The sequence below is a fragment of the Kordiimonas marina genome (genome assembly GCF_023006325.1).
In the GTDB taxonomy this organism is placed as follows: Bacteria; Pseudomonadota; Alphaproteobacteria; order Sphingomonadales; family Kordiimonadaceae; genus Kordiimonas; species Kordiimonas marina.
On the sequence record NZ_JAINDF010000002.1, the window covers coordinates 632,429 to 647,905 of the forward strand.

Annotated in this window: 17 protein-coding genes; 15 read left to right on the plus strand and 2 right to left on the minus strand. The window is 62.1% G+C overall.

Annotated elements, in window-relative coordinates; genetic code table 11:
* Window positions 1-16 precede the first annotated feature (16 nt).
* From K6118_RS06260 to K6118_RS06275, 4 genes are read left to right on the plus strand one after another with little or no spacing between them, the layout of a single operon-like run.
* Window positions 17-490, plus strand: coding sequence for a terminase small subunit-like protein (locus tag K6118_RS06260; protein WP_247119372.1), 474 nt, complete (start codon window positions 17-19; stop codon window positions 488-490).
* Window positions 456-1,694 carry a DNA-packaging protein gene (locus tag K6118_RS06265; RefSeq protein WP_247119373.1) on the plus strand — a complete coding sequence of 413 codons (1,239 nt, stop codon included), beginning with the start codon at window positions 456-458 and terminating at the stop codon, window positions 1,692-1,694. Before K6118_RS06260 ends, K6118_RS06265 begins: the two co-directional genes overlap by 35 nt.
* Window positions 1,695-2,891: a phage portal protein gene (locus K6118_RS06270; RefSeq protein WP_247119374.1), complete on the plus strand. Its 1,197-nt coding sequence runs from the start codon at window positions 1,695-1,697 to the stop codon at window positions 2,889-2,891.
* Complete coding sequence (locus K6118_RS06275) at window positions 2,888-3,880, plus strand: HK97 family phage prohead protease (protein WP_247119375.1); 993 nt, start codon at window positions 2,888-2,890, stop codon at window positions 3,878-3,880. The genes K6118_RS06270 and K6118_RS06275 overlap by 4 nt, the downstream gene beginning before the upstream one ends.
* Window positions 3,881-3,911: 31 nt before the next feature.
* On the opposite strand, the gene K6118_RS06280 is transcribed toward K6118_RS06275, so the two are convergent.
* Window positions 3,912-4,751, minus strand: coding sequence for a hypothetical protein (locus K6118_RS06280; RefSeq protein ID WP_247119376.1), 840 nt, complete (start codon window positions 4,749-4,751; stop codon window positions 3,912-3,914).
* Window positions 4,752-5,010: 259 nt separating this feature from the next.
* Here K6118_RS06280 and K6118_RS06285 point away from each other — a divergent pair, with 259 nt between their 5' ends.
* From K6118_RS06285 to K6118_RS06330, 10 genes are all read left to right on the plus strand, one after another.
* Window positions 5,011-5,358, plus strand: coding sequence for a hypothetical protein (locus tag K6118_RS06285; protein WP_247119377.1), 348 nt, complete (start codon window positions 5,011-5,013; stop codon window positions 5,356-5,358).
* A gap of 232 nt (window positions 5,359-5,590) precedes the next feature.
* Window positions 5,591-6,718, plus strand: coding sequence for a phage major capsid protein (locus K6118_RS06290; protein ID WP_247119378.1), 1,128 nt, complete (start codon window positions 5,591-5,593; stop codon window positions 6,716-6,718).
* Between the two features lie 94 nt (window positions 6,719-6,812).
* Complete coding sequence (locus K6118_RS06295) at window positions 6,813-11,525, plus strand: beta strand repeat-containing protein (protein ID WP_247119379.1); 4,713 nt, start codon at window positions 6,813-6,815, stop codon at window positions 11,523-11,525.
* 232 nt (window positions 11,526-11,757) lie between these two features.
* Window positions 11,758-11,958 carry a hypothetical protein gene (locus K6118_RS06300; protein ID WP_247119380.1) on the plus strand — a complete coding sequence of 67 codons (201 nt, stop codon included), beginning with the start codon at window positions 11,758-11,760 and terminating at the stop codon, window positions 11,956-11,958.
* Between the two features lie 10 nt (window positions 11,959-11,968).
* Complete coding sequence (locus K6118_RS06305; protein WP_247119381.1) at window positions 11,969-12,199, plus strand: hypothetical protein; 231 nt, start codon at window positions 11,969-11,971, stop codon at window positions 12,197-12,199.
* 40 nt (window positions 12,200-12,239) lie between these two features.
* The gene (locus tag K6118_RS06310; protein WP_247119382.1) at window positions 12,240-12,689 is read left to right on the plus strand and encodes a hypothetical protein; all 450 of its coding nucleotides are present in this window, start codon (window positions 12,240-12,242) and stop codon (window positions 12,687-12,689) included.
* Between the two features lie 48 nt (window positions 12,690-12,737).
* A complete protein-coding gene (locus K6118_RS06315; RefSeq protein ID WP_247119383.1) occupies window positions 12,738-13,013 on the plus strand; it encodes a phage fiber-tail adaptor protein in 276 nt (91 codons plus the stop codon).
* A gap of 1 nt (window position 13,014) precedes the next feature.
* On the plus strand, window positions 13,015-13,650 hold the full coding sequence (locus tag K6118_RS06320; protein WP_247119384.1) for a head-tail connector protein: 636 nt from the start codon (window positions 13,015-13,017) through the stop codon (window positions 13,648-13,650).
* Window positions 13,647-13,970, plus strand: a complete 324-nt coding sequence (locus K6118_RS06325; RefSeq protein WP_247119385.1) for a phage head completion protein — start codon at window positions 13,647-13,649, stop codon at window positions 13,968-13,970. Before K6118_RS06320 ends, K6118_RS06325 begins: the two co-directional genes overlap by 4 nt.
* Before the next feature lie 15 nt (window positions 13,971-13,985).
* Window positions 13,986-14,405: a DUF3168 domain-containing protein gene (locus K6118_RS06330; protein WP_247119386.1), complete on the plus strand. Its 420-nt coding sequence runs from the start codon at window positions 13,986-13,988 to the stop codon at window positions 14,403-14,405.
* A 3-nt stretch (window positions 14,406-14,408) separates the two neighbouring features.
* On the opposite strand, the gene K6118_RS06335 is transcribed toward K6118_RS06330, so the two are convergent.
* The gene (locus K6118_RS06335; protein WP_247119387.1) at window positions 14,409-14,822 is read right to left on the minus strand and encodes a hypothetical protein; all 414 of its coding nucleotides are present in this window, start codon (window positions 14,820-14,822) and stop codon (window positions 14,409-14,411) included.
* A gap of 240 nt (window positions 14,823-15,062) precedes the next feature.
* Here K6118_RS06335 and K6118_RS06340 point away from each other — a divergent pair, with 240 nt between their 5' ends.
* Window positions 15,063-15,473 (plus strand): phage major tail protein, TP901-1 family, encoded by a 411-nt coding sequence (locus K6118_RS06340; RefSeq protein WP_247119388.1) that lies wholly within the window; start codon window positions 15,063-15,065, stop codon window positions 15,471-15,473.
* The last annotated feature ends 4 nt before the right edge of the window (window positions 15,474-15,477 follow it).

Genomic DNA, 15,477 nt, shown 5'->3' on the forward strand with positions numbered 1-15,477 from the left:
CATGAAGGAGCCTTCCATGCCGCGGCGTTATACCCCGAACGCGGAACAGCAGACGTTCCTGGAAGCCCTTGCCGCCGGTTATTCGGTGACGGGGGCGGCCGACAAGGCCGGGGTGGACCGCGCGACCCCGTACCGCTGGCGCCAGCGTTCCGCCCCGTTCGCGCGGGAGTGGGACGTCGCGTGGGCTGCGGGCGCCGACGCGCTTGAGGATGCCGCGCTCATGCGGGCGGTCAAGGGCACCAAGAAGCCGGTGTTCCGGGGCGGCGAAGTGGTGGGCCACACCACCGAATTTTCCGACAGCATGCTGATGCAGCTTCTGAAGGCGCGTAAGCCGGAGAAATACGGCGGCACACAAGCCGCCCCCACGCCGGACATGGATATTGAAGGAGCCCGCGATGATCTTCTCCGCAAATTCCGTGCGGTCGCTGAGCCCGGAAAAGCGGCGGGCGTTCCTGATGTCGCTGACGAGGGCGGAAGCGGCGACGCTTAAATATGACTGGAATTTCTGGGCCCGCGAAGCCCAACTGCCGCCAAAGGGAAGCTGGAGCCACTGGCTGATCCTGGCAGGCCGCGGCTTCGGCAAAACCCGCACCGGGGCCGAATGGGTCCGCGCGCAGGTGGAAGCGGGCAAGGCCAAGCATATCGCGCTCATCGCGCCGACGCTGCATGACGGCCGGGCGGTGATGGTTGAAGGCGAAAGCGGCCTTCTGAACATCTGCCCGCCCTGGATGCGGCCCAAGTTCGAACCGACCAAACGCACGCTTCGCTGGCCAAACGGCGCTGTGGCGACGCTTTATAGCGCGGAGGAGCCGGAGCGGCTTCGTGGCCCGCAGCATGACTGCGCCTGGGCGGATGAGCTGTGCGCCTGGCGCCACGGCGATGCCACCTGGAACATGCTGATGTTCGGCCTCAGGCTGGGGGATGACCCGCGCACGGTGATCACCACCACACCGAAGCCGGTGCCGGTTCTGAAGAAACTGATTGCGGACGCGGGCGTGCATGTCACGCGTGGGTCCACCTACGACAACCTCGATAACCTCGCGCCCGGTTTCGCGCGGGATATTGTGAAAGCTTACGAAGGCACGCGCCTTGGCCGCCAGGAACTGATGGCGGAAATCCTCGAAGACGTGCCCGGTGCCCTGTGGCAGCGGGACAGGCTGGAAAGCCTGCGGGTGCGGGAAGCGCCGGACCTGACCCGCCTTGTGGTCGCGGTCGACCCACCCGCCAGCGCGGGCGAGAAGGCCGATGAATGCGGCCTCGTCGCCGCTGGTGTGGCCGCGAACGGCCGTGCCTATGTGCTGGCGGATGATACCACCCGCGGGATGACCCCGCACGGTTGGGCCGCGCGCGCGGTGGCGCTGTATCACAAGCTGAAAGCGGACCGTATCGTTGCCGAAACGAACCAGGGCGGGGCCATGGTCGCCGCCATCATCGCACAGATTGATGCCACCGTGCCCGTGCGGGCCGTTCATGCCACGCGGTCCAAGGCCGTGCGCGCCGAACCGGTGGCCGCGCTTTATGAACAGGGCCGGGTCCACCATGCGGGCAGCTTCCCCGCGCTCGAAGACCAGATGTGCGCTTTCACGGGCGCGCCCATACCAGGCATGAGCCCGGACCGGGTCGATGCGCTTGTCTGGGCGCTGACGGACCTGATGCTCCGCCCCGCCACGACGCCAACCATAAGGATGCTCTGAATGATGCTGTTCGACCGACTGTTTGGCCGTGGGGCCACCCCGAAATCGTTTGACGGAAAAGCTGAAGCCAAGGCGGAAAGTAGCTTAGGGACCCGCCCGGTTTTCAATCGGGTCGGGCCGGGGCAGGCGCTCTCGACCCCGCGCCGCTATGACCGGCTGGCTGATGAAGGCTACCGCCAGAATGTCGTCGCCTTCCGGGCGATCAACCTGGTGGCGCGTGCGGTCGCCAGCGTGCCGATCCAGCTTTTCAGGGGCGACATGGAGCTGACAGAACACCCGCTCCTGACCCTGATTCGCCGCCCCAACCCGCGTCTGAGGGGCGAGAATTTCCTCTATAACCTCGCCGGCTATTATCTGATCGCCGGCAATGCCTATGCGCTTTCGGTCGGCCCCGAACAGGGGGCCCCGAAGGAGCTGTGGCTCCTCCGCCCCGATACCATGGCGGTGATCGAAGGCGCCGACGGCCTGCCCGCGGGCTTCGAACAGCGTGTGGGCGGCAAGAAGCAGCGCTTCGCGGCCGAAAGCGTCCTGCATATGAAGACCTTCAACCCGCTCAGTGACTGGTACGGCATGGCGCCCCTAGAGGCCGCGGCCATGGCGGTCGATGCCCATAATGACGGCAGCCGCTGGAACCTGGCGCTGATCCAGAACGGCGGCACGCCGTCGGGTGTCCTCTATCAGGAAAACGCCGATGTCGCGCTCACCGATGAGCAGTTCAGCCATCTGAAGGCGCAGGTGGAAGACCGGCACACAGGCCCGGTGAACGCCGGGCGGCCGCTTCTGCTTGAAGGCGGGCTCAAGTGGCAGGACATGGGCATGAGCCCCAAGGATATGGACTGGACCTCGGCCAAGAATATCTCGGCGCGGGAGATCGCGCTGGCGTTCGGGGTGCCGCCGCAAATGCTCGGCGTGCCGGACGCGCAGACCTACTCCAACTATGCCGAGGCGCGGCAAAGCCTGTGGGAAGACACCGTCATCCCGCTTCTCCATGACATCCTCAACGAGCTCACCCACTGGCTCGGCCCCCGCTTCGGCGACGGGCTGACCTTCAAGGCCGACCTGGATGAAGTGCCCGCGCTCGAGGCCAAACGCGCCCAGAAATTCAACCGCATCAACTCGGCCGATTTCCTGACGAAAGATGAAAAACGCGCCGCCCTCGGCTGGGGCGCGGCCGACAAGAAGGATGAAAACGCATGAGCGAGATGGACACCATGGACCGCCATATCATCGAGCTGCCGCTTGAGGTCAAAACCGGGGATACGCCGGGCACGTTTGAGGGCTACGGCGCTATTTTCGGCAATGTCGACCGGGACGGCGATGTGGTCGCCAAGGGCGCGTTCGCTGATAGCCTGAAGGGCAATCTTCCTGCGCTTCTGTGGCAGCATAACGCCAAGGAACCGATCGGCCGCTTTGACGTGGTGCGTGAGGACGACCGCGGCCTTTATGTCAAGGGCCGCCTGGCCATGACCGGCCGCGGGCTGGAGGCTTACGCGCTTCTGAAAATGGGCGCGCTCGATGGGCTTTCGATCGGCTTCGTCACCCGGGAGGCCGCACGTGACAGTGTTAGGGGCGTGCGCACCATCACCCGCGCGGACCTTATGGAAATCTCCCTCGTCACCTTCCCGGCCAATGACCTGGCCCGCATCTCCAGCGTGAAAGGCAACAGAATGCAAGATGACATTACCGACGTGCGCACGTTCGAGCGTTTCCTGCGGGAAAACGGTTTCTCCCGCTCCCGCGCCAAAGCCGTCGCCACCAAGGGCTTCCGCGCCGGGGAACTGGAGACGGCGGATAGCACCGAGATCACCGGGATGGTCCAGCGTCTCAAGCGTAGCGCCATGCGGCTTGGCACCAAGGACTTCACGCAGGTAATGCGGGTTATCGCGACGGTATCACCGCCGTTTTTGCCGCCGAACTGGGGGGTATGGTACCAGTCCGACACTCTCTACAGCCACCCAACGGACCCGACATCCCTGAGGCTCAGCTTCAGTGGCGAGTCCCAGGCTGAAGGGCCTGTGGAAGTGGAGGTGAAATATGTCGCACCCGAGGGCTATGTGACCAAGAAATTCCTGTCGCCGGTGACTGAGGAACTCCTGCTGGCGCCCAACACCTGGCAGAAAATCCAGATCCGGGCGCGCAGCCTGAGCGTGAATGGACAGATAATTCTGGTTCAGCTTCTTTCCTAGGCCGGGCACGGTTCTGAAAAGGAGCAGGGGCTTACTCGCCTTTCGGCCGTTTTTCCGTTTCCTTCATCTGGCGGACGATGTCGGGGTAGCCTTTCACATAGGCCTCCCAGTATTTCCGCGCCAGGGCATAGCCGGGGATATCCTCCGGCTTGCCGTCACGCGGCGTGCAGGCCTCCAGATGGCTGCCACCCGCCAGTTTGAAAGCCATGGAAAGGGCTTCGAGGCTGGTGGTCTCATTGGCGAGATAGCTGATATCAGGCAATAGCTCCGCATCCCCGCGGCTTCGGAAGGCTTGCACCTTGGCCTTGTCGACGGTGAAAATGCTGATACCGCGCCTTTGCATGGCGAAGCTGCCGAACGCGCCCGTATGACCCTTGAGCGCGTCAGCGATGCGGCCACGCGCCTCCGGTGTGAACCAGATGTTGACGTCATACATGACCGGCATGACATCCCCCGCCGGGATTTTGGACAGGCAAATGCGCTGGATATCCTTGCGGTTGAGGGTCGCCAGCGTCGGCGCGGCACGGAGCGTGATAAGCGGAACATCGTCCCCGGGGTTCGGCGCATTCTCCGGGTCGTCGACATCAAACCGGTGGTTGGGGTCCAGCGAGATGGCGCGGTTCTCCCCGGTCCAGGGCAGGCCGTAGCGCGCCCCCTGTTTGAGGGCTTCCTTGTTCTCGCCCGACTGGGGCGGGGTTGCCGCTTTTCGGAGCGTCTCGAGCGTGGCCTGGTCTGCGGCTTCCTTCGCCGCTTGCTGGGCGGCTTTTTGGGCCAGCGCCGCAGGCGGAGCAGGCGCGGGGGCAGGGGAAAGCGTTTGAACCGCGGCATAAGCGGCAAGGGCCGTCAAAAGCCCGACGAAATATTTGATCATGTTCAGTCTCCCCCGTCTTCTGTGATGGCCGCCATGGTAGGGCACCAGGCATCATGTGCAACAGGTAAGTGTATTGCCCAGGGTCTTGGTGCCTGTGTGACGATCGCCCGATTGAAATTCAAATGTGTCTGGTTTGGAAGCTTAGGCAGCTAATTGGGGCGGAAATGAGAACATAACAGAAACATCTACGCTTGACAATTCACCCACGCGCGCCTCATCATCCACAACTATCGGATGATATTTATGGGGGAGTGACTTTATGCGGAAAGTGATTGCAGCGGCGGTTCTGGCGTTTTCGGTGGTGGGTGCCACGGCGCCTGCTTTGGCTGCGCCGTTCTGGAATTATCTGAAGACGGACCAACGCTGGCTCTATATCGACTATAAAGGCAATCAGAGCCGTTATGCTCCGACGTCGGAGGAATGGCGCTTTTTGTGCACCTTCAAACAGCGGGTTGCTGAGCGGTTCAATCTGGATATGAAGAAGTTCACGCTTACGTCCGATGGGCGCAAGCTTTACCCGAACCCGGTTTCCGATAGTGGTGGACTTGTTCCCCTCAGTACCATCAAGATCGTCGAGACAGATTATTCCGACCAGTGCACGCGGTAGCGGCCAGGGCTCTGGCGCGCTGACGTGCCCACCTAGCGTGAGCCCCTTTGCGGGGTAGCAAGTTCCCAAACCCGCCCCACCGGTGAGATGCCGGTGGGGCGGGTTTTTCTATGGCCTGTTCCCATGGTCTGCGTGAGGCAGGCGGACAAGCCTGATCCTCATGCGCTGCCGGGCCCAGCCCGCGCGGGCGCCTAATCTCATACAATGTGACCAGAATCTGAAAGGACATGTCATGGATATGACGGACCTCAAGTCCGCCATCGACGATTATTCGTCGACGGCTGAACAGTGCATCCTCGGCTTCAAGGACCGCCTGGATGCCATCGAAACCAAGATGGCCCGCCCGGGGGCGGCATCTGACCAGTTTTCCAGCTCGGACGCCGAACATAAGTCGGCTTTCCTGCAGGGCTTTATCCAGAAAGGCAACACTGACCGCCTGAAGGCGCTGGAAGCCAAGGGGCTCACCACCGTGCCGGGCAGTGACGGTAGCTACGCCGTGCCCACCGTGATCGATACAGAAATCGAGAAGCAACTCCGCGTGCTGTCGCCGATGCGCAAACTCGTCAAGGTCAAGACCATCGAGACCAGCGACTATAAGCGCCTCGTCAATATCGGCGGTACTGGCTCCGGCTGGGTCGGTGAAACCGGTACGCGCGTTGATACCAATACGCCGACGCTCAAGCATGTCACCATCACCCCGGGTGAGATTTATGCCAACGCGGCCGCAACCCAGCGCGCGCTTGATGACATGCAGTTCGACGCCGAAGCCTGGCTCAACGAAGAAGTCGCTGAAGAATTCGCCGTGCAGGAAGGCTCGGCTATCGTGAATGGCGACGGTGTCAACAAGCCGACGGGCTTCCTGACCCACACCCCCAGCGCACTGGCCGATGGCGCCCGCACGTTCGGGGATATCCAGTATGTGCCCACCGGCACGGACGGTGCGTTTGATGCCACCTCGCCCGCCGATGTGCTGGTTGACCTGGTCCATACGCTGAACCCGCGCTACCGCCAGGGTGCGACCTTCGTGATGAATTCGAAGACGCTGGCGCTGGTGCGCAAGTTCAAGGACACCAACGGCAACTTCATCTGGATGCCGGGCCTGGCCGCGGGCCAGCCGGATATGCTGCTGGGTTATCCGGTCGCTGAGGTTGAGGACATGCCGGATGTGGCTTCGGGCTCGCTCTCGGTTGCCTTCGGTAACTTCGAGCGCGCCTATACGCTGGTGGAACGCACCGGCACCCGCGTCCTGCGTGACCCCTACACCGACAAGCCGAATGTGCATTTCTATGCCACACGGCGTGTGGGCGGCGAGCTCGTCAATGATGCGGCGCTCAAGCTGCTGCAATTCTCTATCGCCTAAAGCGGCCCTCTAACCAACCTTCACGGAAAGGGGTGGCCGATGGCGGCTGCCCCTTTTTCCTTTCGCCCCACTACCAGACAGAAGAGGCCTGATCATGCTCGCAAACCGGGTGCGCGAATATTCAACCACGGTCGGAACCGGCGACCTGACCCTCATGGGTGCCATGACCGGCTTTGTCCGCTTCTCCGACGCCTTCGGCCTCGGCGATCAGGTCGCCTATGTCATCGAGGACGGCGGTAACTTTGAGGTCGGCACCGGGACGCTGACGGCCGCCGACACGCTGGCGCGGACGTCCGTTCTGGAGACGCTGGAAGGCGGGGTGCACACCAAGGGTGTGGGCGCAGGCCCGATCACCCTCAGCGGTAATGCCCGTATCCTGTGCACGCTGACCACCGAATATATCACCGACCCGGACAAGCAGGCGGACATCATCCGCGAACTGACCCCGGGCGCGGGCGTGACGGTGGAAGACGTGCTCATCAAGGCAGGGGATGTGACGGCCCTGGATGTCGGCACGCAGACGGCGGCAGTGGCTGGCACGCTCACCGTGGGCGGTGCTTTCACGGCCTCGGGCCCGGTGACGGTCAATAACGATTTCACGGTGGCCGGTACGATGACGGTGAACGGTGACCTGGTGACCAACACCAGTTACCAGGTGGCGATCGGCGACAGCATTCTGGAGCTCAATGCCGGCCTCACCGGCGCGCCGACCACCGATGCCGGGCTGCTCATCAACAGGGGGACGTCCCCCAATGTGTCGTTCGAATGGATCGAAAGCCTCGGCCAGTGGCAGGCATCCAATGACCTCGACGTCATCGGCGCGCTATCGGCCACATCGCTCACTGTCACGGGCGATATTGCCGCCGACGCGGGTGCGCTGACTGGCGCGCTTTCGGTCGGTGGGCAGATCACGACGCCGAATGGCACGGCGGCCGCGCCTTTTATCGCCCCGATCACGGAAACCAATTCTGGCCTTTATCGGATCGCAGGCGGCACGCTCGGCGTGTCGCTTCTCGGGACGGAAGTCGTGCGCTTTGACGGGGGCGGTCTGCAAGTGAAGGGGACGGGCGCTGTGCGCGTCGGCGGCGGAACGGCAGCAACACCCGGTTTTTGCTTTGTCGGCGCAACCGATATGGGCATGAGCAACCTCGGTGGCGACCTTGCCCTCTCGGCGGCAGGGCTCGAAGGCATGCGCGTGATGGCGTCCGATCAGTCCGTCCGGGCGATCAGCGGCTTGACTGTGGGTAATACCACGAACCTTGTGGCAAATGCGGACTTTGTTGTCCAAGGCTCGCGCGCCGCCAAGATCGGCGGCACAGGTCCCAACTATTACACCTATTTCCAGACGGACAGCGGCACGAGCAAGGGCTCGATCGGCGCGCTTTCTGCCTCCTTCCGGGTCCAGGCGCTTAGCTCTATGCCGCTGGAACTGTTCAATACGCAAGGGCTCGGCTTGACGGTTGACAACGCCACCGGTAATGCGTCCTTTGACGCTGATGTTGGGGTCGCTGGCAACCTTGCAACCACCGGCGCCATGTCTGCCGCAACAGCTGAAATCAGTGGCGGCGCTCAGGTTACCGGTGGTGGACTTTGGGTGAAGGGGCAGGCCCTCGGCACCCTCACCGGCGCGGGTGTGCTGATCGACAATCCCGCCACGGGCACGCGGATTGGCGCTTATGATGCCGATCTCGCTCAGTGGCAAACGCTTTATCTTAACAATGACGCCCTGACCCTGGAGCCGGGCACAGCCGGTGCGACCTTCGCGGGGCCGATCTCTGTCGCGGGACTGGCGAGCCTTGCCAATATCAAGGGGGCGTCCGCTAGTGGCCTGTTAACCCTTTCGGGCTCGTCGACGGGAACCACCTTCGGGGCGAATATTCAGCTTTACGCCGAGGGCAATTTAACTAACCCGGGCGATATGGTCTTCCGGTCCAATTCGAACCCATGGCTTTCGTGGAGTAGCACGAACCAAATCGCGACCTTCACCTTGGGAGGGTCGGAGCTTGCACACTTCGACGTTAACGGCCTTGATGTGACTGGCGCGATACGGGTTGCCGCTGGGCTCGCGACGTATCCGGGCTACAGGTTTAGGACCGACGCTTCCACCGGCCTTTATAGCATCGCGTCCGGCATCCTCGGCGTTGCGGCACTTGGTGCCGAACAGGCGCGGTTTGACGGCAACACGGGCAAAGCCACCTTTGCGGGCAGTATCATTAGCGGTAATGCCATTACCGCTGTTAACGACATCACCGCAGGGGGCAGCGTAAAAGCGCTCAATGCCATTATTTCTGGGTCCATCTTTCGCGGCGGTGGCGCGGGCATTCTCGGGATCGGCGGCGGCACAACCTATAACGTGGGTGGCCGCTGGTTTTTGTATGGTGAAAGCCACGCAACCCAGGCCAATGACATCGAAGCATATGCTGGCGCTGTTAAGGTCCTTCAATATGATGATAGCGCTACCTTGTGGGACTTCTTCAAGAATGTGCGCCATAAAAAGCGGACATACATCGGCGACACCGCAACCGGGCAGTTCGCGACGACCTATTACCCGGACACAGCAACCTACAGCATTTTCCACGTTAAGAACGACCTCAACCGGCTGTCCATCGGTTATGGAGGCGATGCCTACACCTCGTTCACCGAAGCGCTCGGGATCACCAATAGCGGCGGCCTTGAGGTCGCAGGCGGGGGTGCATTTGGTGGCAACGTAACAATCGCCAATGTCGCGCCCAAAATCACCTTTCAAGACACCGACCAGGGGACTGGTGCAGAAACGGTAATCGATGCCCAAAATGGCAACCTCACGCTCGATATTGACCGCCTGAACACGGGGGGGAGTTCCTTCGCTATTAAGAAGCGTGGGGTCACTGTCTTGAGTATTGGCACGGACGATAATGCTAACTTCTCAGGCAATATCGGCACGACTGCCAATCTCGGGCTCGGCATCAACTCCACCGCTCCGGCTGTCATGCTGGATGTTGACACCGGCAATCACCAAACGCTTGCTTGTACCATGCGGGGCCGGTCGGCATTCGGTCTGGTCGACCGAGGCGCCCTGGTCAACATTGCCAACCGCTCGACAGTTTCCAACATCGGGCTTCTGATCGAAGGAACTTCCGGCCAGACGGGCGACCTCATCCAGGTCCGCAGTGTCAATGCGGGTGTGGCGGACCTCTTCGCGGTCTCGCCGGCGGGTGATGTGTCAGTTGGTGGGGCTCTATCTGCAAGCGGTAATATCACCACGGCTGCGAACCTTTCGGGGGCGGCTGGATACCTCGCCGACCATCTATACATGAACGAAGCCAAAGGCTTGTATTGGGGCTCGTCGCTGGCAATTACCGGCAGCTCTACCGGACAAACCCTGTCGTTCACCACAAACGGCGTGGAGCGGGTTACTATCGGCCCCGGAGGCCTGTTGACGGTTGGCGGCGACCTGACGATCGGAGACCTTAAGGGGGTCAGGACCGCCAGTGATACGGGCAATTTGAATATTTCGGGCGGTTCTTCTAGTACAACTGGCGCGAATATCCAGTTGTTCGGCGGGAGCCAAGCCACAACGCCGAACTATCTCAATTTCAGGATCGGCACGACGATTGTCGGGCAGTTTAACCCGTCTGTGAACCTGTGGGACTTCCAAAGCTATAATATGTCTGTGGGTGGCTTGTTCACCGCCAGTGGCGGGGCAACCGTACAAGCAACAGCGAATAGCACCGTCACCAACGCCCTCGACCTGAAACAACTCGACGGCACGCTTGCGGGCGGCGTCGCGGTTAACGCCGGTGGAATTGTGGGTTGGAACGCGACGAACTACCACATCTTCAACATCGGTGGGGCCGAGGTCGGGCGCTTTGACGCTTTCGGGCTCGGGCTGAGTTCGAAGTTTGTCGCGGATGGCGGCGCAAAGCTCAGTGTTCAAAACGCCGTCGATGGAACAAGCGCCTATGGCTTATGGTTGTGGTCGTCGCTTGACAGTAGCTATGCGATCTATATGGCTTCCGCTGGGGCCGGTAAGTCCCTTGCAAACGGGATTGCGGCGGCGGCGCTAGATGGCCGCGTCGGGGTCCATGTTCGAAACCGCGTTTATAACCACGCAACGCAAGGCTATCTGTGGGAGAACAGCACAGAAATCGCCTTGATGTCCCTGACCGCTGATACTGGCGATCTCTATACGCTCGGCTCGGTAAATGCGGGTGCTGGCCTCACGGTCGGCGGTGATATTACCCGGTCGGACGACACAGGCGTCTTGTATGTGTCCGGGGGAAGCGCAGTTAATAGTGGTGCAAATGTCGTAAGCTATGCGGGCACGCACGCCACGCAAGCCGGGGATATGTACTTCCGGGACGGTTCGTCCGCTTGGTTCTGGTATGACGCCGATGCGGTACAAGGAACGACTGGTGTTATAAACATCTACAAGGACACCAACTTTAACAACAATATTGCCGCCAATGTCGGAACCTTCGCAACGGTCCACTCGACAGGGAACGTGGCGGTAGACGGCATCCTGCGTCTCGGAGCGCCCACGACCCTTACGATAGCGGCCGGCGTAGTGACGATCACAAAGTCACTTCACGACGTCGACACCGAAGCGGCGGCGGCAACGGACACGCTGACCCGGATCAATGGCGGTGTGGACGGTGACGAGCTGACGCTTGTCCTCACGAACGGAACGCGGATTGTCACGATTAATAACTCCGACAATATCCGCCTTGCCTCCGGCACCTTCACCTTTGCCACCACAGACGACACGATCACCTTTGTAAACCGTGGCGGTGTATGGCGCGAGAAGGGCCGGTCCATCAATAGTTAACACCCACAGGGTCGGGAGATTTACGACATGGATAGGTGTGATATTTCCGCCGCCGCGGGCGCGCTGCGCATCAAGCTGTAAGCTTCGATACCAATCGGATCCGCGGCCAAATAGGCGCTTTCACGCCCGCCCGTGTGTCTTGCTAAGAAAGTAATATCCCAATCATTTTTCCAGACGCCGGCTGCCCTTTGGGTGGCCGGTTTTTTCATCCCCCCAGAAAGGACACGATCCAATGACTCACGACCAATCCTCTGCCCCCTTCACCGCCGAGCAAGCTGCAATGACCCTGCGTTTTATGGAGCGCGTGTCGCTCCAGGGTGCCGAGGCCCCGGCTTTCATGGAATTGTGCGCAGCACTTTCGGCCATGGCCCGCACCGCTACTTCCTGCCAGGTAAGCCAGGCAGCCCCGGTCGCCGATCAGGCTGAAGGCTGAGGATAGAGCCATGCAGCTTGCGTCAGATTGTCTGGCGGGCGCTGTCCTGGGGGCGGCTGGAATCATCCCGGCCACCCGCCAGGCGGCGGAAAGCCTGGTGCTTGTCGAGGCGGTGTCCGGCCCGGTCACAGCGCAGACGGCATCCGGCCTCGCCGCAAGCCGCCGCGGTGCGGCTGCCGCGGCCACGCGTACGGTGCAGGCCGGTCCCACGGCCGTGAATATCGTGTACCCGGCCAAGTAACGCCCGTGCGGGTCCCCTCTCAACCCATAAGGAGACAGCCATGACGGCAGGCCCTTTCCTTCTTTATGACACCACACTGGCGGCCCTGATGGCGGGCACGCTGAACCCGCTTGCGGATACCGACATCACCGCCGTGCTTCTAAGCCCGGCCTATGTGCCGGACCTGGCCGCCCACACGACCTATGCGGATATCAGCGCGGCTGAGATTATCGGCAGTGACTATCGCCAGCTGCGGCTGACGGGCGGCATGGTGGCCCCGCTTTCGGGAGCGGCGGCCGCCTTTACGAGCGATCCCCTCAACTGGGGGAACCCGGTCACCTTACCGCCCACGCGCTATATGACGCTTCTTCTCGGGCTGCCGTCGGCCCTGACGCCTGCGAGCCCGCTAATTGGCGTGCAGCAACTGACGACGGGGGCGGTTGAGGCTGTGCGCGGTGCCTTCACCGTCAGCCCGCCCGCCGGTGGTTGGTTCCACCTTGCGCGCGGATAAAGCTTTTCAGCCGCCAACGAGCCCCCAGCCCAGTCCAAGGAATTGATGATGAGCGTATATGCAAAAGACCCGTCGTCCGACGTCGATTACAGCATCGACTGGTCGGCATGGCTGACCGACGGCGAAACGGTGACGAGCGCCGCCTGGTCGGTCGCCCCGGCCACCGGCCTGCAGATCGGCACCGCCATCGACGGCGGCGCGTTGCAGGGCACCTATGTGTCCGGCGGTGTGGCGGGTGACCGCTACCGCCTGACCTGCCGGGGTACCACCAGCGCCGGCCGTACCGCCGACCGCAGCCTGACGATCCGTGTGATGGAGCAATAAGATGCGACTGGAAACCCTGACAGACCCGACCGCCGAACCGCTTTTGCTGGCGGAAGTGAAAGACCACCTGCGGCTCGACGGCAGTGTCGAAGATGCCGCCCTCGGTGCGCTAATCAGCGCCGCGCGCGACATGGTCGAACGCCACCTCGGCCTGGCGCTGACCGACAGGCAAGTGGCCGTTTATCTGGATGCATGGCCCGGTGAGACGGCGGACGGCAGCCCCTGGTGGTCCGGCGTGCGTGACGGCGCGATCCCCGCACTGAGCACAGCCTGTCATTTCGTGCGCCTGCCGGTCCGGCCGGTGAGCGCGATTGCGGACGTGACCATCCTCGCCGCCGACGGGACGGGGAGCATATGGGACGCCAGCAATTATTATCTCAAACCCGGCCACCAACCGGGGCTTTACCGCAAGCAGGGCGCGGCCTGGCCCGCGCCGGGGCAGGTGGCCGACGGTATCCGCATCACTGTGACCGCGGGCTTCGGCCCAAGCTGGAACGATGTCCCAGCGGCGATCCGCCAGGCGCTTCTGATGCTGGTCGCGCATCTTTACAGCCACCGCGGCGATGACCAGGGCGAGGCCCTGGGCGCCAGCGGTGCCGCACAGATTTTGCTGCCCTATCGGGAGCGGCGGCTATGACCGTCCTTGGTGATTTCCGCGACCGCATCACCCTGATGCGGGAGGAAAAGCTGCAGGGGGCAGGCGGTCGCATGACGCTGATGACCCCGATCATCGCCGACGCCTGGGCGCAGGTGGTGCTGACGGGCGGCAGCCTCAGCACAATCGCGTCCCGGCAGGAATTGGGGGTGACTGCCACCATCCGCACCCATGCGGGTGAGGGCTATGGGGGCGCGCGCCGTATCGCCTGGCAGGGCCGCACCTTCCGGGTGACCAGCAGCCGGGCCACCGGCGCGGACCGGCGCTTCCTTGAATTTTCAGCCAGCGAAATCATGCCCTAGGGCGGGAGGTAAGCCATGACCACAATGACGGCCCTATGCGCCGATAAGCTGCAGGTGGCGGTGTATGCCGCCCTCAAGGCGGACCCGGATTTAGCGGCAATGCTGACCGGCTTTTATGACGAACCGGTGGAGGAGGCTCAGTGCCCCTATCTCGCCATGGGCGACACCAGCCTATCCGACCACGGGCTGAAGGACAGGGGCGGCGCGTCCGTGCTGTTCGAGATCCAGCTCTGGTCCAATGAGCCAAGCCAGATGGAAGCGAAAGAACTGATCGCCCGCGCCGATAAGGTGCTGGTGGCGGCGGAGCTGGCCGTCACCGGCTATACGCTCGTGAGCCTCAGCCTGAACAGCGCAGGGGTGAGCAGGAGCTACAGCGCAAGCGGCAGCCTCTATATGGGCCGCTTGAGCTACAGCGCGCTTCTCTATGAGGCGTAAGGCTTATTGGCCGCTATTGGCCTGACCACTTTGGGCAACGCAGGTGACTTCAAGCTGCTTGATGGCGATGCCCAGGTTACGCACGTCCGGGTGTTCGGGCGTGTAGCCAAGCGACAAAAGCTTGTCCCGCTTGGTTTTGTACGCCTCAAGCTTCTTGGTGCAGTCCGCGTCCCCGCCTTTGGGCTGGGTGGCAGCCTGGGCGGTGGCCTCGGCCTTGTGCATCTGCTGGAGCGTGGCGTTCATCGTCCGCATCATCGCCTGCATGTCAGCCAGTTTGACATTGAGGGACATCATGTTGCTGCGCAGCGCGGTGATCTCTTCCCGCATGGCGGCGATCTCGGCGGCGGTGCTGTCGTCAGCGGCCATGGTGGGCATGGAAAGGGCCAGAAGGCCAATGGCGGCAATAAGGGCTTTCATGAAATGGGTCCTGCCTGATGTTTTGTGGTCTGAATTACGGTGTGCCTGAATGTTTTTGTGGGTGCCCGGCACCCTTATGGCGGACAGCATGATCCATCCGCTGCCCCCAATCAAGACCGCGATCAACCCCCGGGAGCCCGCGCCAGCATATGGCGGGGCTGTTCCACATAAACGATTTTCAACCAGTTGAGACTGCGGTCTCAGCCTTTCTTTCCCCTCATCCTTTCAGGAGATATACCCATGACCGCGCAAAAAGGCCGCGACCTGATCTTGCAGATCGACGACGGCACCAATAATTACCTGACCGTCGCCGGCTTCCGCTCGAACGGCTTCACCATCAACAACACCCCCGTCGATATCTCCAACAAGGATACCGGCGCCTTCCAGCAATATATGGAAGACGCGGGGCTCAGGCACATTACAGTCACTGGTGACGGCGTGTTCCTTGGCGATACCCAGTTCGCGCTGGCCCACGGCCATGCCATGGCAGGCACCAACCCCTTGTGTAAGCTGATCGCCCCGGGCCTGGGTGAATATACCGGTGCTTTCGCGATCCAGTCGCTCCAGATGACCGGCCAGCATAATGGTGAGGTCACTTACCATATCTCGCTGACGTCTGCTGGTGACATCACCTTTGTCGCAGCGGTTTAAGGGG

Excerpts from the sequence above, each read along its gene's own strand:
- K6118_RS06290 (WP_247119378.1), top strand. The coding sequence starts at position 5,591 with ATGGATATGACGGACCTCAAGTCCGCCATCGACGATTATTCGTCGACG.
- K6118_RS06285 (WP_247119377.1), top strand. The coding sequence starts at position 5,011 with ATGCGGAAAGTGATTGCAGCGGCGGTTCTGGCGTTTTCGGTGGTGGGT.
- K6118_RS06305 (WP_247119381.1), top strand. The coding sequence starts at position 11,969 with ATGCAGCTTGCGTCAGATTGTCTGGCGGGCGCTGTCCTGGGGGCGGCT.
- K6118_RS06325 (WP_247119385.1), top strand. The coding sequence starts at position 13,647 with ATGACCGTCCTTGGTGATTTCCGCGACCGCATCACCCTGATGCGGGAG.
- K6118_RS06320 (WP_247119384.1), top strand. The coding sequence starts at position 13,015 with ATGCGACTGGAAACCCTGACAGACCCGACCGCCGAACCGCTTTTGCTG.
- K6118_RS06340 (WP_247119388.1), top strand. The coding sequence starts at position 15,063 with ATGACCGCGCAAAAAGGCCGCGACCTGATCTTGCAGATCGACGACGGC.
- K6118_RS06335 (WP_247119387.1), bottom strand. The coding sequence starts at position 14,822 with ATGAAAGCCCTTATTGCCGCCATTGGCCTTCTGGCCCTTTCCATGCCC.
- K6118_RS06315 (WP_247119383.1), top strand. The coding sequence starts at position 12,738 with ATGAGCGTATATGCAAAAGACCCGTCGTCCGACGTCGATTACAGCATC.
- K6118_RS06275 (WP_247119375.1), top strand. The coding sequence starts at position 2,888 with ATGAGCGAGATGGACACCATGGACCGCCATATCATCGAGCTGCCGCTT.
- K6118_RS06300 (WP_247119380.1), top strand. The coding sequence starts at position 11,758 with ATGACTCACGACCAATCCTCTGCCCCCTTCACCGCCGAGCAAGCTGCA.
- K6118_RS06280 (WP_247119376.1), bottom strand. The coding sequence starts at position 4,751 with ATGATCAAATATTTCGTCGGGCTTTTGACGGCCCTTGCCGCTTATGCC.
- K6118_RS06295 (WP_247119379.1), top strand. The coding sequence starts at position 6,813 with ATGCTCGCAAACCGGGTGCGCGAATATTCAACCACGGTCGGAACCGGC.
- K6118_RS06260 (WP_247119372.1), top strand. The coding sequence starts at position 17 with ATGCCGCGGCGTTATACCCCGAACGCGGAACAGCAGACGTTCCTGGAA.
- K6118_RS06270 (WP_247119374.1), top strand. The coding sequence starts at position 1,695 with ATGATGCTGTTCGACCGACTGTTTGGCCGTGGGGCCACCCCGAAATCG.
- K6118_RS06265 (WP_247119373.1), top strand. The coding sequence starts at position 456 with ATGTCGCTGACGAGGGCGGAAGCGGCGACGCTTAAATATGACTGGAAT.
- K6118_RS06310 (WP_247119382.1), top strand. The coding sequence starts at position 12,240 with ATGACGGCAGGCCCTTTCCTTCTTTATGACACCACACTGGCGGCCCTG.
- K6118_RS06330 (WP_247119386.1), top strand. The coding sequence starts at position 13,986 with ATGACCACAATGACGGCCCTATGCGCCGATAAGCTGCAGGTGGCGGTG.